Origin of the sequence: Acinetobacter sp. SFD (assembly GCF_001647575.1) — a bacterium.
Lineage (GTDB): Bacteria > Pseudomonadota > Gammaproteobacteria > Pseudomonadales > Moraxellaceae > Acinetobacter > Acinetobacter pecorum.
The window spans coordinates 556251-572310 of the sequence record NZ_LSZJ01000001.1; the positions used below are offsets into that span (position 1 = coordinate 556251).

A 16060-nucleotide genomic window follows, 5' to 3' on the forward strand; every position below is an offset into this window, starting at 1 on the left:
TATTTATTCTTTATATGGATTAATACGCTGACTTATATTGAAAAGTGCGATCTAAATCCAGCAAGCTGCTGTCCAGCAACTTTTGCGCTTTTGGCGTGATCTGCCACAGCATGCGCTGGCGGTCATCACGACCGGATGGCACAATCCAGTCATTCTGGCGCATTTGAATTTTCAAGCTATGCAAGGCACGGATATTCATCTGGGCACGCGCGACAGCATGTGCTCGCGGCATCTGCACCCGCGCATCCGGCAGGCCGGTTTCATTCAGATATTCATTCATGCGCTTTGAGAAAAACTCTTCAGGCGTGGGATTGACAAAGGTTGAGCCCAGCAATGCCAATAATTGTGCCCAGGTGAGTTTTTTCTGGACTTTAATTTCCTTGAAGTTACCATCCTGATAGGCATGCATCCGGTATTCAAAAGAAAAAACTTCATGCATCGCCACTTTGGGCAAGCTTAAGAATGGATCGAGCTGAGCTGTTCCGCCATCACGTTCCAGTTGCGCGACTTTCGCTTTAAGCTGGTCAATCTCGTCATGCAGGGCTTGGGTATTTTGCGGGCGTACCCAGCCGGTTACCGGATAGCGCTCCAGCATCTGTGGCATGTTAAAACGCACTGCCATTTCCAGATCGCGCAAACTGCGATAAGTAAATACCTGATCCACTTCCTGCTGTAGCAGTTGACGGAATTCCCTGAATTTTTCTTTTAATTCCGGTTTGGCATCATGCAATGCACTTTCACGTGAAGCCGGATCATCATGCATAAATACAATAATCGGCTTTTGCTTGGTCACTGCATAAATATATTCGAGATGCATATAGCCGACGCCCGAAACTGACTGCTCCCCGTATTGGCTACCCAGTAAAATCACGACATAATCACAGTCATCAATCTGGCGGCGTGCAAATGCAGTATTCAGCGGTGTACGCTGTTCCAGCCCCCACGAGAAAAATCCCATTCCCACCAGTGTTTGAGACAAAATGATACGCTCCGGTTGCATTTCTGCCCCAGAGGTTGAGATGAACACTTGGTATCGTTTATCCAGCATGGGCTATCCTCTTCTCCTGTACATTTGCGTAAACATGCATAAGTACATGTTTCCTTACGCAATATGGCCACCCCAATTAAAAAATATAGTTCTTTTTAAATTATAAAAATGAGCTTTAGACTGCACTCATGTTACTGACCTGCCATTTTATATCGGCTGGAATCAGGTGCTGCAAAATCGGTCGGAGCTGTTCAGCATTCTGCCCACTCACCACCAGTTCAATCGTTACACTTTTGCCAGACTTATGCTCAAATAATAACCCATTTTTAATTAAAATTCGGGCTGTTTGTCTTGCAACTGCGAATCCTGAGTCAATTAATGTCAGCTTTTGACCAAAAATATACTGAATTGACGATTTTAGGAAGGGGTAATGTGTACATCCAAGCACTAAATAGTCAGCGCCTTGATCTATAACAGGTTGTAAAATCTCTTTTAATGTCTGCAAGCAGGCTTCACTCATCTGCTCTCCGGCCTCCACAAAAGGCACCAGCTCCAGACTGGTGACCGGCAGGACTTTGACTTGAGCAGGTTCGGCAAAACGGGTAATCACATCTTTAATCAGCTGGCCGCGGAAGGTTGCAGGTGTGGCCAGTACTGCAACCGTTTTTGACTGGGTATTCAGGACGGCCGGTTTAAGTGCGGGCACCAAACCGATAATCGGAAAGTTTTCACCATAATGCTCACGTAAATAATCCAGACTAAAAGCAGAAGCGGTATTGCAAGCCACCACTGCAACTTTACAACCCTGACGATACAGCCATTCAATCGCCTGAGCCGTCAGGGTGCGGATCTCCTGATCCTCTCTCGGCCCATAAGGAACATGGGCAGTATCTGCATAATAGACAAAGCGCTCATTGGGTAAATACCGGGCAATTTCTAGGGCGACCGACAAGCCGCCTACGCCTGAGTCAAAAATACCAATCGGGGCATCTGCCGTGGCATTGGGCATCGGGTCCAATAGCTTGGAAATTGGTTGAATAGCGCTCATAACGTTGCAGGGGGCTTGTTGCTAAAATTCTAGCGAACAAGCTTAAACCTCAGGTGCTCAAATGCAAGTCTAAATCACCACTTTTCAAACTTAAAACGGTTTCACCTGCCGGATTTTCCCCAAGCTCTCCCATCTCGACCAGATGTAAAAATGCCGCACGCTGAATCAGGGCATTAATCCCGAAACGCACATGCACATAAGGCCGTAACTCACCTTTGTATTCACGCATGAAAATCGGATGTTCGGCATCGACAATAATCAGGTCTTGGGTAGTCGTGCCCAGTTGCAGATAGTTCACTCCATTGATCTCCACCCGATCGACCTGATTGACAAATAAAGGTTCATCTTCAACTTCAATTTCAATCATTTCTACCGGTGTTTTTAGATAGAATTTATCGTTTTCTTTCCAGAGCACCGTTGCAAACAGGTCAATCATGGGCTGACGCTTGATCAATTGACCTTCGTGCCACCATTCTCCATTGGCTAAAACCTTGAGATCCATTGTGCCACAATGCTTTGGCTGCCATTGCTCCAAAGGGGGTATTGACCTTTTGTGACTGCCCTGTGCATCTTTTAAGTATTGTGCGATATCCATTAAATTTTTATCATCGGAAGAAGTTACTTTTTTCGTCGGATTTGTGCTGGGTACTGGCTTATCCATAAAAGAAGACCTTAATGACGGAAAAATAATATGTTTCAGCCAATTGGCTAAAACTGGGTTTAAAACTATACTAGCCCAGATTATCAAAGACACCAGTACTTTTGTGTCTAGGAACCAAGAACACTTATGGCAGCACCCAATCATATGATTATGGTTGCCACCGAATAGTAATATGAGGAGTCCTACATGGAACACATCGAACGTGAATCGATGGAGTTTGACGTCGTCATCGTAGGCGCAGGCCCTGCGGGTCTTTCTGCTGCGATCAAAATCCGTCAACTTGCAATTGAAAACAACTTAAACGATCTGTCCGTTTGTGTCGTAGAAAAAGGCTCCGAAGTCGGTGCACATATTCTGTCTGGTGCGGTGCTTGAACCGCGTGCCATGAACGAGCTGTTCCCGGACTGGAAAGAACAGGGTGCCCCGCTGAATGTCCCGGTGACTGAAGATAAAACCTTCTTCCTGCTGTCAGATGAAAAATCACAGGAAGCACCACACTGGATGGTGCCAAAAACCATGCATAATGATGGCAACTATGTCATCTCGCTCGGCAACGTGGTGCGCTGGTTAGGCCAGAAAGCCGAAGAACTGGAAGTGTCGATCTTCCCGGGCTTTGCTGCCTCGGAGATTCTTTATCATGAAGATGGCACGGTAAAAGGCATCCAGACCGGTGATATGGGTATTGGTAAAGATGGTGAACCGACACATAACTTTACTCCGGGTTATGAACTGCATGCCAAATACACGTTATTTGCTGAAGGTTGCCGTGGTCATTTAGGCAAGCGCCTGATCCAGAAGTTTAACCTGGACAAGGACGCCGATCCGCAGCATTACGGCATCGGGATTAAAGAGCTGTGGGAAATCGATCCGGCCAAGCACAAGCCGGGTCTGGTGATGCACGGTGCCGGCTGGCCATTGAATGAAACCGGTTCTTCAGGTGGCTGGTGGCTCTACCATGCCGAGAATAACCAGGTGACCCTGGGTATGATCGTGGATCTTTCTTATGAAAACCCGCATATGTATCCGTTCATGGAAATGCAGCGCTGGAAAACCCATCCGCTGATCAAGCAGTATCTGGAAGGTGGCAAGCGCATTTCTTATGGTGCCCGTGCCGTGACCAAAGGTGGTTTTAACTCGCTGCCGAAATTTACTTTCCCGGGTGGCTCGTTAATTGGGGATGATGCCGGCTTCCTGAACTTCGCCAAGATCAAGGGTTCTCATACAGCAATGAAATCCGGCATGCTCTGCGGTGAAGCGGTATTTGAAGCCATTGCTGCGGGTGTAGAAAAAGGCGGTGATCTGGCGGTGGCGCGTGTTGTAGAGGGCGAAGATTTCTTTGTCAAGGAACTGACCGCGTATACCGACAAGTTCAACCATAGCTGGCTGAAAGAAGAGCTGTACAGCTCGCGTAACTTCGGTCCTGCGATGCACAAGTTCGGTCAATGGATGGGTGGTGCATTCAACTTCATCGACCAGAACGTGTTTAAAGTACCGTTCACCTTGCATGATCTGCTGCCTGACTTCAAGGCATTAAAAACTGTCGATGCAGTGAACTTCAAGCCGACCTATCCAAAACCGGATGGCAAGCTGACCTTTGACCGCCTGTCTTCAGTGTTTGTGTCGAACACGGTCCATGAAGAAAACCAGCCTTCGCATTTGAAACTGACTGACCCATCCATTCCGGTTGAAGTGAACCTGCCGAAATGGGATGAGCCTGCACAGCGTTACTGCCCGGCGGGGGTTTATGAAATCATGGAAAATAATGACGGTTCCAAACGTTTCCAGATCAATGCAGCCAACTGTGTGCACTGCAAGACCTGTGACATCAAGGATCCGTCCCAGAACATCACCTGGGTAACACCGGAAGGTGGTGGTGGTCCGAATTACCCGAATATGTAAGTTATAAATCAAGATAAAATAAACCCGCCTCAGAGCGGGTTTATTTTCAAGATCAATTCAAAATTATCAGTACACGAAATGCATAAAATTTTGGCAGAATTAGCCGCCTTTTTTCACCAAATAATGAAATTCTTTATTGCCATTTTCATCCAGTCGCTCTTCCTGCAATAGCAATTCATGCCCCAGATGCATACAGAATTTTGGAATATCCCAAGACGTTGAATTATCCGTAGCAAATACCTCAACCACGTCGCCAGCTTTAGATTTACGGATCGCCTGATGCAACATCATTACCGGCTCGGGACAACGTAAACCTCGGGTATTCAATTGCAGGCTTGGAATAATTTCAGTGGGGGACATCGAAACACTCAGGATGAAAAGACATCATATTTTAACATAAACCTGCGATTACAGGACTGCTTTGGAGGTGGGTCCAGGTTTAAAATCGGCACTGACTTACGCGATCAAGACTGCACATCATATTTACAATAGACAAGCGTATTTTCTGCGGTATGATAAAACCACGTTTTTTTAGATATTAAGAGTCTTCAGGAAAAATCATGCACGAGGAATCAGGCCCGTCGTGGGGTATGCGCGGTTTACGCAAATGGCTGGGAACTGCACCCGAAACTCGCGACGAACTGCTAAAATTAGTACAAGATTCACGTCGATTTTTAGAACCCGATACTGTTGCCATGCTTGAGGGTGTACTTGACCTCCCGGCAACCAAAATTCGTGAAGTCATGACGCCCCGTACGTCCATGATCAGCTTGCAGGAAGATGACCAACTACTGGATATCCTGCATGTGCTGGTCGAGTCTGCACATTCACGCTTTCCGGTATTCTCATCCGATCAGACCGACAATGTAGTCGGAATTCTGCTGGCCAAGGATTTATTGCCTTTTCTGACCGAGCCGACCACCAAAGTCGATATTCGCGCGCTCATGCGCCAGCCTTTGTTTGTTCCAGAAAGTGCCCGTTCCGATCAGGTACTGCGCATGCTGAAAAACACCCAGACACATATTGCCGTAGTGATTGATGAATACGGTACGACTTCGGGTCTGGTGACACTGGAAGATATTCTGGAAGAGATTGTCGGTGAAATTGAAGATGAACATGACAATATCGATGAAGAAGCACAGTACATTGTTCCGGATAACGACCCGACTACCGCCAATACCTGGATAGTCCAGGCCCTGACTCCGATCGAGTATTTCAATAATATGCTGGATACGAATTTCCCTGATGATGAAGTGGAAACCATGGGCGGCTTGTTATTACAGGAAATTGGTCTGGTGAATGATCTTGAAGGTCAGACCATTGAACTGGAAAACTGGCAGTTTACCATTCTTGAGGCAGATTCGCGTTCTATTCACCTGATTCGAGCCGTGCGCCAATGAGAGCGTATTTCGATAAGCTGTTGAGTTCTTCTCAGCGGCAGAAAACCTTGCCGCTGATCTATCCTGTCTTAATTGCCTTATTTGCAGGTGCCATCTTCAGCTTGGCACTGGCTCCCTATCATTACTGGTGGCTAGCCATTCTGTCTCCGGCCCTGCTCTATGCCTGCTTGCGTGGACGTAGTGCAAAACAGGCCTTTGGTATTGGCTGGGCTTACGGGATCGGCTTGTGGTTTGTGGGTGCTTTCTGGCTCTATACCTCCATCCATGTCTATGGCGATACCAGTGCCTTTCTGAGCATTGTGATGATCCTGATCATGGCGTTGGTGATGGGTCTGTTTAGTGCTGTTCAATGTTTTGTTTACCGGCGCTTTTTCCCGGAAACCCCTTTAACCTTTGCCCCGCTCTGGGTACTGTTTGAATGGGCCAAGACCTGGGTATTTACCGGGTTCCCATGGCTGTTTGCTGGTTATGCCTTTACCGAACGCTACCTAGATGCCTATGCGCCCTTATTCGGCGTATTCGGGGTTTCTTTTGTGGTGATCATTCTGGCCTGTGCGCTGGTTGAAATCCTTAATAGACGCCTGTTCTGGGCGATTCCTTCAGCCATCTTGTTACTCGGTGCCTGGGGTGCAGCACAGCTGACGTTTGTTGAGCAGAAAAATCAAAAGCCTTTAACTGTTTCCCTGATTCAGGGCAATATTCCGCAGGACCTGAAATGGCTGACAGAATATCAGGTAAAGACCTTACTGATTTATGCCAATCTGAGCAAAACAGAATGGGGCCGAGATCTGATCGTCTGGCCGGAATCTTCGATTCCCATGTTCCAGACTGATATTGAAGCCTTTCTGGAAGCCATGAAAGTGCAGGCCGAAAAATCCGGAACTGCCTGGGTGACTGGCATACCGTATTGGGATTTGGCCGAATCGCAGACTGCGGGCTATCCAAAATATTACAACAGCATTATGGCGAGCGGAGATGAATCGGATGGGCTGTACAAGAAACAGCGTCTGGTTCCGTTTGGTGAATACATTCCCTTATCAGGCTGGTTAAGCTGGGTATTGCCGGGTTTACAGAATGATCCTTCCATGAGTGGTTTTACCCGGGGTACAGATCATCAAGAACCGTTAAATGTAAAAAACCATCCTTTGGGTTCTGCGATTTGCTATGAAGTGGCTTATCCTAATTTGACCCGCCGCAATGCCAGCCAGAGTGATTTTCTGGTAACCGTATCTAATGATGCCTGGTTTACCGGTACAGCAGGGCCGCTACAGCATCTGCAGATGGTGCAAATGCGTGCCAAAGAAAATGGCCGCTGGTTTATCCGTGCCACCAATACTGGTGTGACTGCGTTTATTGATCACAATGGTCATATTGTGAAAAAAGCCCCGATGGATCAGGAAGCGGTATTACGCGGTGAACTTCCAGCCATGCAGGGCGAAACCCCGTATATGAAACTCAGCGACTGGCCGGTCCTGATCTTCTCGGTTCTGCTCTTGCTAGTGGGCTGGCGTTTCCGTCCACGTAAAGTGGATGTCAGCTTTAAATCTAGACGGTAATTTCTTCAAGTCCTCCTTTTACAAAGGGGGGATTTAGGAGATTCCTGAATATAGTATCTTATCAATCTCTCCTAAGCTCCCCTTAATAAAGGGAGAAACACTCAAGGCAATAAAAACCGAGGTCAAAGCCTCGGTTTTTTCATCTCTTTAAGACTTAAAACTGCACTGCCAGATAACAGAGCATGCTGGCTAAAGACAGCATCGGTACATGACGATAAATGTGAACTACAGCCTGTTCAAATGCGGAGCTCTGCTCGGCCTGAATGCGAATAACACTCGCATTTAATGCTGACCAGAAACATAGGGCCATTAAACTACTCATCAAACTGATGGCAAAGAAAGCCACCATAATCTGGCTGCTACCTTCGGTGCTCTGCCATAAATGAACGATTCCCTGACTGACCGGCAACATGCTTAAAACCAGAAGAACAGATTTCAGCATCAACCAGTGAAATTGGTTGATTTCATCTTTCAAGATAAATGCTTTCATATGTTTCTCCGTTGGCGAGTCAGGTGCCTTTCAGAGCATTATGAGCTTTTTCAAATAAATAGAAAGTGTAGCTTTATTCATATCTTACGAGAATTGTAATAGATAAACATGGGAATAATTCTTATTATAACTCGCATATCGTATCTATTATTTAATTTATATAATTTTCAAAAACTTATATTATATTTTATAATTAATACCTATTATCACTTCACTTAACACAAAAATAAGCTATGAAGTGAAGTGATATATTCCATTCAGCGAGAATTTATAATGATTCTCGATTATGGCTGATAATAAATATCGGCATCTGTTCCTTCACCGCCCGCTTGACCATCTGCCCCAAATGAATACAGATCGAAGCTTCGGCCGTCGGTACCCGGAATCACGTATTGCAGTTCATTATCCCAGCTGTCTTTTGGAAAACCGCCTTTGACATAACCACCCGGCATCCAGTTTTTTGCAGTCGCTGGCTGGTTCACCAGTGCATCCAGACCACCTTCCTGCATGCTTGGATATTTACCATTGTCGAGCTTATATTGATCCAGTGAACCTGCAATACTCTGCAACTTGATCACGGTGGTATCTACTTTGGCTTTTTCACCGCGCCCCATCACGTTCGGAACGATCAGCGCAGCAAGCACACCAAGAATAACAATCACTACCATGACTTCGATTAAGGTAAAGCCAGTCTGTTTATTTAATTGTTTCCTTTTCATTCATTCTCTCTCATTCATTTGCATTATTCAGACCACTTGAATCTTGATCACAGCAAAATTCTAACTGGTTACTGTTTAAATCATATTATTCATATTCACAATTGGCAGCATCACTGCTATCACAATGACCAGAACAATACTGGCCATCAGAACCAGCATTAAAGGTTCCAGCAAAGCCAGTAAAGTTGAAATCAGGGTGGTCACTTCACGATCCTGCATCTGTGAAGCACGCTCCAGCATTCGGTCGAGTTCACCGGATGCCTCGCCACTTCTGATCATTTGTACCATCATCGGCGGGAAATAACCACTGCGTTCCAGTTGGGTTGCCAGGTTACCGCCTTCGGTCACTTTTTCCGCTGCCAGATTCACCGCATCACGGATCACCCAGTTATTGCTGACTGCAGCACCAATGCGCAATGCATCGACCAGAGGCACGCCAGACTGGGTCAAAATGGATAAGGTACTGGCAAAACGAGCGGCATTAATCCCGCGTGACAATTTCCCAAATAGCGGCAGCTTTAAAGTCAGACGGTCAAAGGCATAATGCCCGGCAGTAGTTCTTAAAAAACGGATCAACAGGAAAATCCCCACGGCAGCACCGATCAATAAAAATGGCCAGGCAAGACGGATAAAATCGCTGGCTTTCATCAAGGCCACGGTAATCCAAGGCAAGGCATCTTTACTCTGGTCAAAGGTCTTGACAATATCCGGCACCACATAGGTCATCAGTCCCATCACGATTGCAAAGGACATCAGCATCAGGATGATCGGATAGATCATTGCACCTTGAATTTTTTTCTGCATGGCGAAACGATTTTCGGTATAGTCTGCCAGTTGGTCCAGAATAAGATCCAGGTGCCCGGAACGCTCACCGGCCGCAATCGTGGCAATATACAGCTCGGGAAACCGTCCTGATTGCTGCAAGCCTTGCGCCAGACTATGCCCTTCCAGTACTTTTGAGCGCACTGACATCAGCAGGTTTTGCACATGTACTTTTTCACTTTGCTTGCCGACGGCGCGAATCGCTTCTTCCAGTGGAATTGCGGCGGCGACCAGTACGGATAACTGCCGGGTCATCAGAGCCAGATCATAGGCGGTAAGGCTTTTTTCAAACCATTTTCGTCGATAATGCCGGTCTTTTTTCTCTACAGGATCGACAGAGACTGGAATAAGCGCTTTATCCCGTAATTGTTGCCGGATCTGACGCGCAGAATCCCCTTCCAGCACGCCTTTTTGCTGCTTCCCTGAAGCATCAAGCGCAATAAACTGATATGCAGGCATTGTAATGCTCTAATTTTCCAAAATTTTGCTTAACGCTGTTGCGTCAGACCACCCAAATCATTCATATTCTTTGATATAAATTATCTGCTCACTCTAACATAATCGAACTTTAAGCACGACGAAATTTCTTCAGGATCTCCACCCCCAGATATGCAAAATTCTCACCCAGATTCAAGTCCACTTTATCGCGTACGCGTTGCTGTACCTGTGCATGTATTTGATTGTTTTGATTACACAATGAGTGTAGAACAATTTGAACAGGCGCAGATTGGCGCACGTGTACTGGTGTCGTTTGGCCGGCAGAATCTGGTCGGGGTGATTATCGTAAAACTGTCCGCAGACACTCCTCTCGACCCGCGCTTTAAACTTAAGGCTGTGACCGAACTGCTCGATGAACGTGCCATTATAGATAGCAAAGTTTTAAGTTTGTTGACATGGTCAGCACAGTATTATCAGTTTCCGATCGGTGAAGTCGTCCACAGTGCCCTGCCAACCCTGCTGCGTCAGGGTAAGCCTTATAACCTTCTGGCTCGCACCTGGAAGCTCCTGGACACTAATGCCGAGGCCAAAGTACGCCGTTCAGACAAGCAGCAGGAAGCCTACCGGATTTTAAAACTGCATCCGGTCGGGACCACTGAAACTGTGCTCAACATGGCCGGGATTGAAACCGCGACCTTAAAAGCACTGGAGAAAAAAGAGATTTGCGCCTGTGTGCTGGAGCCACAAGATTTCCGTCCGCAGCCGATGCAGCTGGCACAGATGCCGCTAACGGCCAATCCTGAACAAAAACATGCAGTCGAACAGGTATTAAAATATCGCAATCAATATCAGGCTTTTTTACTGGATGGTCTGACTGGTAGCGGTAAAACTGAAGTGTATTTGCAGATCATGGAGCAGGTACTGAAACAGGGCAAACAGGTGCTGGTGCTGGTACCGGAAATCGGCCTGACGCCGCAAACCATCAGCCGTTTTCAGTCCCGTTTTCATTGCCATATTGCGCTGCTGCATTCCGGGCTGAATGATTCCAAACGGCTACAAGCCTGGCAATCGGCGGAAACCGGCAAAGCCTCAATCGTACTCGGTACACGTTCCGCCATTTATACGCCAATGCCGAATCTGGGCCTGATCATTCTGGATGAAGAACATGACCTGTCCTTTAAACAGCAGGAAGGCTTCCGCTATCATGCCCGAGATGTCGCCCTGTACCGCGGCCATTTACAGCAATGTCCGGTAATCTTAGGGTCAGCCACACCAAGCATTGACAGTTATGCGCTGGTGCAACATGGCAAGATGCAGGCACTGGAGCTGAACCAGCGTGCCGGCACGGCCTTGATGCCCAAAATCCATATTCTGGATTTAAAAGTCGCACAGAAGCAGCATGGGATTAGCCTGCAATTGATTCAGGACATCAAAAAGCGTCTGGAGAAAAAGGAACAGGTGCTGATTTTTTTAAACCGTCGTGGCTATGCCCCCGTTCTGCTTTGTGGCAGCTGTGGCTGGCAGGCGCAATGTCCGCACTGTGATGCCAACTTCACTGTACACCGCCAACCTTATCAGCATCTGCATTGCCATCACTGCGGTACTATTCACCGCATGCCGGAACACTGCCCGCAATGTCAGCATCAGGAACTGGTTACACTGGGTATGGGCACCGGCAAAGTCGAAGAACATCTGAATGAACTCTTTCCGGATTTTGAGGTGATTCGGGTCGACCGCGATTCCACCAGTCGGGTCGGCAGCTGGCAGAAAATCTATGACAAGATTCAGAAAAGCGAACCGGCAATTCTGCTCGGCACCCAGATGCTGGCCAAAGGCCATCATTTTCCTTATGTGACGCTGGTGGCGATTCTGGATATCGATTCCGGTCTGCTCAGTGTTGATTTCCGTGCTACTGAACGGACTGCACAATTGATCGTGCAGGTTGCAGGCCGGGCTGGACGTGGTGAACATAAAGGCGATGTCTATCTACAAACGCTCAGGCCTGATCATGCCCTACTAAATACGCTGGTGAATGAAAATTATCGCGTGTTTGCCCAGCAAACCTTAAAAGAACGGCAGATTGCCCAGATGCCGCCCTATCGTTATGCCATCCTGATTCGCTGTGAATCCAAGAATCAGGCACAAAATACCGAATTCTTACAGAAACATGCAGCTCTTCTCAGGCAATATCCCGATCTGGTGCTGGACATCTGGGGACCGATTCCTGCGCCAATGGAACGTAAGGCGGGACGCTATCAGTCACATATGGTGCTATTGTCAGCGGATCGTCCACGTCTGCATTACTATGTGCGCAGCTGGTGGCAAAACATGCTGCAGGACAAGCCTTCCAGCATGAAGCTCACGCTGGACATCGACCCTCAGGAACTGAGCTAAGAGATATTGCGCCTGAGGATCACTCTGGGACATGAAGCTCCCAGTCTGGATCAAGCATAAATTTAGGGCAGGAAAATGTCGATACTGTTACAAATAACACTGGTTCTGGTCATTGCACTGTTGATGGTGCCACTGAGTAAGAGACTCAGGTTGCCAAGTGTGCTGGGCTATCTGTTAACAGGAATTATCTTGAGTCCAGGCCTTTTGCATCTGATTCAGGCACCCGAAGTCATGCGTAGCTTCATGCAAGTCAGCCTGATGGCGCTCATGTTCTGGATCGGCCTGCAACTTAGACCACAACGCATCCTCCAGATCCATCCCACCCTATGGATGATGGCAACTTTACAAGTACTGACCAGCGCGCTGATTTTCAGTTTGATGGCATGGATTTTTTTGCAGCAAGGTCTGCTTGCTAGTATCGTGATTGGGCTCGCCGGCAGTTTGTCCGCCATGACACTGGTCATTCAACATTTGAACAACCAGCAACAGTTTGCCACCAGTTATGGTCAACAGACCTATTCGATTCTGCTGGTTCATGCTCTGTTGGCCATTTTGGTGATTGCAGCCATTCCCTTATTTGCCGGAGTTCGCTCCACTGAACATGGCGTGGCCTACTTTGCTGCGATCATCGCAACGTTGAGTGGTCTGTTTCTGTGTAACCGCTATCTGATGCAGCCGTTGTATCGCTGGATTGCCAAAAGCGGCGGTCATGAACTACATGTCATTGTGACAGTTACAGTGATCTTGGCATTATTGGTATTAATGAATACCCTCGGAATAAATCTATTCCTGGGGGCCTTGTTTGCTGGCATTTTACTGGCAGATTCAGATTTCAGGCCAGCGGTAGAAAGCACGATTCGGCCTTTTCAGGGCCTGTTGATGGGCCTGGCCTTTATCAGTCTGGGCATGTCACTAAAATTGTCTGATCTGCTGGATTTTCCCTGGATGATTCTGGGTGGAACTTTGGCTTTAATCTTGATCAAGTTTACTGTTACTTTGGTATTGGCACGCTATTATCAAAATAGCTGGCGCAATACTACCCTGCTGGCTGGCAGCTTGGCACAGGGCGGTGAATTTGCCTTACTAGCACTGATGATTGCAGTATCCGACCAGATTATTACGGGTGATCTGCTCTCTCCCTTGCTGTGGATGATGAGTTTTTCCTTGCTGCTGACCCCCGCATTTTATTGGTTATTGCACAGTCAGATCTTACCGCGTCTGGATCGCCACAATCATCTGGCAGCGACTTTTGAAACTGATATTAATCCTCAAGCCCATACGCCAATCCTGCTGATTGGCTTTGGCCGCTTCGGACAGATCATTGCCCGGATTTTACTGCAACAGCAGCATGCATTTAGTGTCATGGACAGCACTGTGCCAGCCACTGAGCTTCTGATGCAGTACGATATCCCTTTCTATCAGGCAGATGCGACAGAACCGGCAGCCTTGATGCAGGCATGGGTTGCCACGGCACAACAGGTCATTGTCGCCATTGATGATATTGAAGACTCAATGTTGATCGTGCGGCATCTTCGGCTGAATTATCCTGAAATCAGTTTATGGGTTCGCGCCCGTGACCGGCATCATGTGCAGTTATTACAGGATTTGGGCGTGCAACACATCTGGCGTGAAACCTATCTTTCTGCATTAGAATTGAGTCGCGCTTTATTAGACCAGCTCAATACTAACCCAAAAGACAGCCAGTTACAGATCCAGAACTTCCGTGAACAGGATGAACAGCTTTTAAGCAGCCAGTATGATCTGGATCCAGAACAACATTCAGCGGATAAAAACTACCGGAACAGTTTGGCTGAACTGGAGTATCTATTTGCTCAAGATCAACGCTATAAAGTGCCAAAACCAGAGACGTCGCAGCAACCAGATACAAACAGCGTAACAATTGATATGTTAAGGGATGATCTGTCATAACTTGTGTTTTACAATAATGACACCATTAAAACAGGGTTATGGAGAATTTTATGTCTGATTTACGCCAACGCTTTTTTATTGAAGATAGCCCTGTTCGTGGTGAAGTGGTGCATCTTGAAGAAGCTTTACAAACTATTTTAGCGCAACGTGACTATGCACCTGCAGTTAAAATCCTGTTAGGTGAAATGCTCAGTGCCACTGCCCTGCTGGCCAGTACATTGAAAATTAAGGGCCGTATCAGCCTGCAAATTCAGGCATCAGGTACATTTAAATGGGCCATGGCAGAATGCAACCATTTGGGTGAAGTTCGTGCTTTGGCGGATTATGAAGAAGACCCGCACTTTCTGGTGGGCGAAGACAGCAGTACGGTTTTGAAGGCACTAAACTCTCCGGTTCTGTTCATCAATATCGAACCAGAAATGGGGGAACGCTATCAGGGTATCGTACCGCTTGATAAAGAAAACCTGGCGGGCTGTCTGATGCAGTATTACGATCTGTCGGCACAGATTCCGACGCGCATCGTACTGGCAAGTGACCAGCAGCGTGCGGGCGGTTTACTGATTCAGCTGTTACCACGTAATAGTGAAGAAGAACAGCGCCGTGTAGATGAAGACCTATGGCCACGTCTGACCATGCTTACAGAAACATTGAAGGCTGAAGAACTGGTTGGGTTGCAAGCCACTGATATTCTGTACCGTTTATATAACGAAGAAGAAGTGCGTCTGCCAGATACGGAAGTGTTGAAGTTTGGCTGTACCTGCTCTAAAGAGCGTTGTGCCGTTGCCTTGCAGCAAATCGGCATAGAGTCGATCCGTGAAACGCTGGAATTCCAGAATCCGATCGAGATGGATTGTCAGTTCTGTAATAGCCAGTATACGTTTACGGCTGAAGAAGCCTTGGGGCTTTTCGGTGAGCATCTGAGCTAATCAGCCCTACTTCTCTGTTTTAAAAAGCATTCTTTAGGAATGCTTTTTTTGCATTTGAATCTCTACAACGCTGAAGAATAGAAAAAAGTATGTCCTTACAGTAGAAAATTCGCCCGTTCCTTAAGTTCCACCCTCTGGTAAATCTCACCCCAGACTTCTACTTAAATTACGATATTATTCACATCAATAAAAGCCTAACATTTCTCATTTTCAGAAAATTTAAGAGAAAATAATCACATTTTATTTTCTTGATTTAATTACACTTTTAAAATAAATTAGAGCAATAATTCTAAAACGAATAGATTATCTTACCAACAGGCATGTTATGAAGAAATTATTGAATACTCTAGTAATGGGGATGAGTTTGGCCGTAGTTTCAAGTTTGGCCTTTGCCTATGAAGATCCGCTAGTGGGTAAATGGAAAACCATTGATGATCAATCTGGCTATTCCCGTGCAGATGTAGAAATTCGCAAGAAAGCGGATGGTAGCTATGAAGGAATTATTGTTGAAACACGCAGCCTGCCAGGTGCAGAAAAAATGGGGATCTGCCATAAGTGTCCAGGTCAGCTCAAGAACAAGCCTTTCCTAGGTTTGCCATTTATCTGGGATTTTAAAGCAGATCCAAAAAAACCGCGTGAATACCATGATGGCAAAGTGCTCGATCCGATCAGCGGCAAAGTATACAAAGGTAAAGCACGCTTAAGCACGAATGGTAAACGTCTGACCTTACGTGGTTACGTCGGCGTATCAGTGATCGGACGCAGTGTAACCTGGGTAAAATATTAATTT

The 16060-nt window shown here is 46.8% G+C and carries 14 protein-coding genes; 7 read left to right on the forward strand and 7 right to left on the reverse strand.

Annotated features, from left to right (window positions below):
- Nucleotides 1-19: 19 nt before the first annotated feature.
- The 3 genes from AY605_RS02700 to AY605_RS02710 form a co-directional block, all read right to left on the reverse strand.
- Complete coding sequence (locus tag AY605_RS02700; RefSeq protein ID WP_064094925.1) at nucleotides 20-1048, reverse strand: DUF4062 domain-containing protein; 1029 nt, start codon at nucleotides 1046-1048, stop codon at nucleotides 20-22.
- A gap of 115 nt (nucleotides 1049-1163) precedes the next feature.
- Nucleotides 1164-2036: a glutamate racemase gene (gene murI / locus AY605_RS02705; protein WP_064094926.1), complete on the reverse strand. Its 873-nt coding sequence runs from the start codon at nucleotides 2034-2036 to the stop codon at nucleotides 1164-1166.
- 49 nt (nucleotides 2037-2085) lie between these two features.
- Complete coding sequence (locus AY605_RS02710) at nucleotides 2086-2697, reverse strand: DUF1285 domain-containing protein (RefSeq protein ID WP_064094927.1); 612 nt, start codon at nucleotides 2695-2697, stop codon at nucleotides 2086-2088.
- Between the two features lie 186 nt (nucleotides 2698-2883).
- Between AY605_RS02710 and AY605_RS02715 the strand changes: the two genes are divergently transcribed.
- Nucleotides 2884-4596, forward strand: coding sequence for an electron transfer flavoprotein-ubiquinone oxidoreductase (locus AY605_RS02715; RefSeq protein WP_064094928.1), 1713 nt, complete (start codon nucleotides 2884-2886; stop codon nucleotides 4594-4596).
- Nucleotides 4597-4695: 99 nt separating this feature from the next.
- Here the strand turns inward: AY605_RS02715 and tusA are convergent, their stop codons facing one another.
- On the reverse strand, nucleotides 4696-4956 hold the full coding sequence (tusA, locus tag AY605_RS02720) for a sulfurtransferase TusA (protein WP_004729361.1): 261 nt from the start codon (nucleotides 4954-4956) through the stop codon (nucleotides 4696-4698).
- A gap of 200 nt (nucleotides 4957-5156) precedes the next feature.
- Here tusA and AY605_RS02725 point away from each other — a divergent pair, with 200 nt between their 5' ends.
- Nucleotides 5157-5996, forward strand: a complete 840-nt coding sequence (locus AY605_RS02725) for an HlyC/CorC family transporter (protein ID WP_064094929.1) — start codon at nucleotides 5157-5159, stop codon at nucleotides 5994-5996.
- On the forward strand, nucleotides 5993-7552 hold the full coding sequence (gene lnt / locus AY605_RS02730; RefSeq protein ID WP_064094930.1) for an apolipoprotein N-acyltransferase: 1560 nt from the start codon (nucleotides 5993-5995) through the stop codon (nucleotides 7550-7552). The genes AY605_RS02725 and lnt overlap by 4 nt, the downstream gene beginning before the upstream one ends.
- A 154-nt stretch (nucleotides 7553-7706) precedes the next feature.
- Here lnt and AY605_RS02735 read toward each other — a convergent pair whose 3' ends face one another.
- The 3 genes from AY605_RS02735 to gspF form a co-directional block, all read right to left on the reverse strand.
- Nucleotides 7707-8042 (reverse strand): hypothetical protein, encoded by a 336-nt coding sequence (locus AY605_RS02735; protein ID WP_064094931.1) that lies wholly within the window; start codon nucleotides 8040-8042, stop codon nucleotides 7707-7709.
- Between the two features lie 284 nt (nucleotides 8043-8326).
- Nucleotides 8327-8761, reverse strand: a complete 435-nt coding sequence (gene gspG, locus AY605_RS02740; RefSeq protein WP_064094932.1) for a type II secretion system major pseudopilin GspG — start codon at nucleotides 8759-8761, stop codon at nucleotides 8327-8329.
- Nucleotides 8762-8836: 75 nt separating this feature from the next.
- Nucleotides 8837-10042 carry a type II secretion system inner membrane protein GspF gene (gspF, locus tag AY605_RS02745; protein ID WP_064094933.1) on the reverse strand — a complete coding sequence of 402 codons (1206 nt, stop codon included), beginning with the start codon at nucleotides 10040-10042 and terminating at the stop codon, nucleotides 8837-8839.
- A 150-nt stretch (nucleotides 10043-10192) separates the two neighbouring features.
- Between gspF and AY605_RS02750 the strand changes: the two genes are divergently transcribed.
- The 4 genes from AY605_RS02750 to AY605_RS02765 all read left to right on the forward strand — a co-directional run bounded on the left by AY605_RS02750 (nucleotide 10193) and on the right by AY605_RS02765 (nucleotide 16057).
- Nucleotides 10193-12415, forward strand: coding sequence for a primosomal protein N' (locus AY605_RS02750; protein WP_064094934.1), 2223 nt, complete (start codon nucleotides 10193-10195; stop codon nucleotides 12413-12415).
- A gap of 75 nt (nucleotides 12416-12490) precedes the next feature.
- Nucleotides 12491-14344 (forward strand): cation:proton antiporter, encoded by a 1854-nt coding sequence (locus AY605_RS02755; protein ID WP_064094935.1) that lies wholly within the window; start codon nucleotides 12491-12493, stop codon nucleotides 14342-14344.
- Between the two features lie 50 nt (nucleotides 14345-14394).
- The gene (locus AY605_RS02760; protein WP_064094936.1) at nucleotides 14395-15270 is read left to right on the forward strand and encodes an Hsp33 family molecular chaperone HslO; all 876 of its coding nucleotides are present in this window, start codon (nucleotides 14395-14397) and stop codon (nucleotides 15268-15270) included.
- Between the two features lie 325 nt (nucleotides 15271-15595).
- Nucleotides 15596-16057 carry a DUF2147 domain-containing protein gene (locus AY605_RS02765; RefSeq protein ID WP_064094937.1) on the forward strand — a complete coding sequence of 154 codons (462 nt, stop codon included), beginning with the start codon at nucleotides 15596-15598 and terminating at the stop codon, nucleotides 16055-16057.
- Nucleotides 16058-16060 lie beyond the last annotated feature (3 nt).

What these genes read in the sequence shown, in the direction of transcription:
- AY605_RS02700 (WP_064094925.1), bottom strand. Translation starts at nt 1,048, where the DNA reads ATGCTGGATAAACGATACCAAGTGTTCATCTCAACCTCTGGGGCAGAA.
- murI (WP_064094926.1), bottom strand. Translation starts at nt 2,036, where the DNA reads ATGAGCGCTATTCAACCAATTTCCAAGCTATTGGACCCGATGCCCAAT.
- AY605_RS02710 (WP_064094927.1), bottom strand. Translation starts at nt 2,697, where the DNA reads ATGGATAAGCCAGTACCCAGCACAAATCCGACGAAAAAAGTAACTTCT.
- AY605_RS02715 (WP_064094928.1), top strand. Translation starts at nt 2,884, where the DNA reads ATGGAACACATCGAACGTGAATCGATGGAGTTTGACGTCGTCATCGTA.
- tusA (WP_004729361.1), bottom strand. Translation starts at nt 4,956, where the DNA reads ATGTCCCCCACTGAAATTATTCCAAGCCTGCAATTGAATACCCGAGGT.
- AY605_RS02725 (WP_064094929.1), top strand. Translation starts at nt 5,157, where the DNA reads ATGCACGAGGAATCAGGCCCGTCGTGGGGTATGCGCGGTTTACGCAAA.
- lnt (WP_064094930.1), top strand. Translation starts at nt 5,993, where the DNA reads ATGAGAGCGTATTTCGATAAGCTGTTGAGTTCTTCTCAGCGGCAGAAA.
- AY605_RS02735 (WP_064094931.1), bottom strand. Translation starts at nt 8,042, where the DNA reads ATGAAAGCATTTATCTTGAAAGATGAAATCAACCAATTTCACTGGTTG.
- gspG (WP_064094932.1), bottom strand. Translation starts at nt 8,761, where the DNA reads ATGAAAAGGAAACAATTAAATAAACAGACTGGCTTTACCTTAATCGAA.
- gspF (WP_064094933.1), bottom strand. Translation starts at nt 10,042, where the DNA reads ATGCCTGCATATCAGTTTATTGCGCTTGATGCTTCAGGGAAGCAGCAA.
- AY605_RS02750 (WP_064094934.1), top strand. Translation starts at nt 10,193, where the DNA reads ATGCAAAATTCTCACCCAGATTCAAGTCCACTTTATCGCGTACGCGTT.
- AY605_RS02755 (WP_064094935.1), top strand. Translation starts at nt 12,491, where the DNA reads ATGTCGATACTGTTACAAATAACACTGGTTCTGGTCATTGCACTGTTG.
- AY605_RS02760 (WP_064094936.1), top strand. Translation starts at nt 14,395, where the DNA reads ATGTCTGATTTACGCCAACGCTTTTTTATTGAAGATAGCCCTGTTCGT.
- AY605_RS02765 (WP_064094937.1), top strand. Translation starts at nt 15,596, where the DNA reads ATGAAGAAATTATTGAATACTCTAGTAATGGGGATGAGTTTGGCCGTA.